At 50.4% G+C, this 1563-nt stretch carries 1 protein-coding gene and 1 pseudogene; both read left to right on the top strand.

The genetic code is table 11. The annotated features are described in order from the left end of the window. Positions 1-127: 127 nt before the first annotated feature. Positions 128-476 (top strand): annotated as a pseudogene (locus ACSZPU_RS25650) (tyrosine-type recombinase/integrase); the annotation flags it as partial. Positions 477-525: 49 nt separating this feature from the next. After that, positions 526-1461 (top strand): tRNA 2-thiocytidine(32) synthetase TtcA, encoded by a 936-nt coding sequence (ttcA, locus tag ACSZPU_RS25645; protein ID WP_499004426.1) that lies wholly within the window; start codon positions 526-528, stop codon positions 1459-1461. The last annotated feature ends 102 nt before the right edge of the window (positions 1462-1563 follow it).

Genomic DNA, 1563 nt, shown 5'->3' with positions numbered 1-1563 from the left:
GTAGTGCTTAAACAACCTATCCCTACGATTGACTTGGGTTCACTGGCTCCTGCAACTCGAAGTATTCTGGGTATAATACAGCTAAGGACTCCACTGAACCCCACCGATTAAATCGCATCTTCCTTAAAAAATTACGTACGACCATAGGGAATATGGGCTGACGGAACAGCAAAAAGTGCACTTCGTTTTCAAACCCGGAATGAGGAACGGACAGCACAAACCCTGCTATTCTTTGACCAGTATGGGTGCCTGATGGAAGTCTGCGATAAAACGTGCTGGTATTCGTCGCCGCAATCCGTACCATACACGGCACACTTTCGCATGCTGATTGTTGTCCGCAGGCGCTAACCCGTCTTTTTATTGCTAATCAGATGGGGCACGAGAATGCGCAGATGGTGTATGAAATCTATGCTACATGGATTGAAGAAATGAATAGCGAGCAGGTGGCAATGCTGAACTCAAAGCTGGTACTTTAAAGTGCTTTTGCCCCACCAGTGCCCCATTTGATATTTGAGTAACGAATAAATGTCGCAAAATCAAGATATTACCAAGAAAGAACAATACAACCTGAACAAGCTGCAAAAACGTCTGCGCCGTAACGTGGGCGAAGCTATTGCTGACTTCAACATGATTGAAGAAGGTGACCGCATCATGGTCTGTCTTTCCGGCGGCAAAGACAGCTACACCATGCTGGAGATCCTGCGCAATCTGCAGCAAAGCGCGCCAGTCAATTTCAGTCTGATCGCGGTAAACCTCGATCAGAAGCAGCCGGGCTTTCCAGAGCACATCCTGCCCGCCTACCTCGACCAACAAGGCGTTGAGTACAAGATTGTAGAAGAGAACACCTACGGGATCGTAAAAGATAAAATTCCGGAAGGGAAAACTACCTGCTCGCTCTGCTCGCGCCTGCGTCGCGGCATTCTCTACCGTACAGCCACCGAGTTGGGTGCCACCAAAATCGCGCTGGGCCACCACCGTGACGACATTTTGCAGACGCTGTTCCTCAATATGTTCTACGGCGGCAAAATGAAAGGCATGCCACCTAAGCTGATGAGTGATGATGGCAAGCACATCGTGATTCGCCCACTCGCATACTGCCGTGAAAAAGACATTGAGCGTTTTGCCGAAGCAAAAGCGTTCCCGATCATTCCGTGTAACCTGTGTGGTTCGCAGCCGAACCTGCAGCGCCAGGTTATCGCCGATATGCTGCGTGACTGGGATAAACGCTACCCGGGTCGCATCGAGACCATGTTCAGTGCGATGCAGAACGTGGTGCCTTCGCATCTCAGCGATACCAATCTTTTTGATTTCAAAGCCATCCATCACGGCTCAGCGGTGGTGGACGGCGGAGATCTCGCTTTTGACCGCGAAGAGATCCCCTTGCAACCCGCAGGCTGGCAGCCTGACGAAGACGACGGCGATTTCACCGCCAACCGCCTCGACATCCTCGAAATCAAATAAACCATCAGCCCTCTTCGACAGAGGACTTTTTTTGTGCACAGAAAACCCCCAGCTAGGCTGGGGGTTCCGGAAAGCTTTCAGCTTTAAGTCAGTTATCAAAAC

The sequence above is a fragment of the Phytobacter sp. V69 genome (assembly GCF_965644215.1).
Taxonomy (GTDB): Bacteria; Pseudomonadota; Gammaproteobacteria; order Enterobacterales; family Enterobacteriaceae; genus Phytobacter.
This window is presented reverse-complemented; position numbering and strand designations above follow the sequence as displayed.

Coding starts and splice junctions, on each gene's coding strand:
- ttcA (WP_499004426.1), top strand. CDS start 526: ATGTCGCAAAATCAAGATATTACCAAGAAAGAACAATACAACCTGAAC.